Below are 434 nucleotides of genomic sequence, written 5' to 3' on the forward strand. Positions count from 1 at the left end.
CAGAGGCTGCAGCCGGTGCTCGACACCGCCCAGCAGTCGATGAAACGCATCAATTCCACCCTGGGCTCTTTCGACCAGGGCTATGGCAGCTCGTCCAGCTTCAAGCGCGACCTCACGCGCCTGATGTCGCAGGTCGACGATGCCGTGCGGTCCATTCGCGTGCTCACCGACTATATGCAGCAGCACCCCGAATCCCTGATCCGGGGCAAGACCAGAGGAAGCAACTGATGCCGTTCTCCTCCTCCAGCCGTTCCGGGTGCATGCGTGGACGCGTTGCGGCCCTCGCGGGCCTGGGCCTGGCTCTGGCTTTACTTTCGGCCTGCGCCTCGCCGGCGGCCAAGATCTATACCCTGGCCGCCCAAAGCGGGCAGAAGGTTGCGGGCCGGCCCGTCTCGGTATCGATCGAAACGGTGGATGTCGCCAAATATCTCGAT

At 63.8% G+C, this 434-nt stretch carries 2 protein-coding genes; both read left to right on the forward strand.

Annotation, left to right across the window (positions count from 1 at the left end; all coding sequences use genetic code 11):
- Positions 1-228 (forward strand): hypothetical protein (locus tag AB4037_RS34700; protein ID WP_441774695.1); only part of this gene is annotated, 228 nt, incomplete at its 5' end.
- A partial coding sequence (locus AB4037_RS34705; RefSeq protein ID WP_441774696.1) for a hypothetical protein occupies positions 228-434 on the forward strand: 207 nt, incomplete at its 3' end. The genes AB4037_RS34700 and AB4037_RS34705, both read left to right, overlap by 1 nt.

Source organism: Labrys sp. KB_33_2 (assembly GCF_052114505.1).
Lineage (GTDB): Bacteria > Pseudomonadota > Alphaproteobacteria > Rhizobiales > Labraceae > Labrys.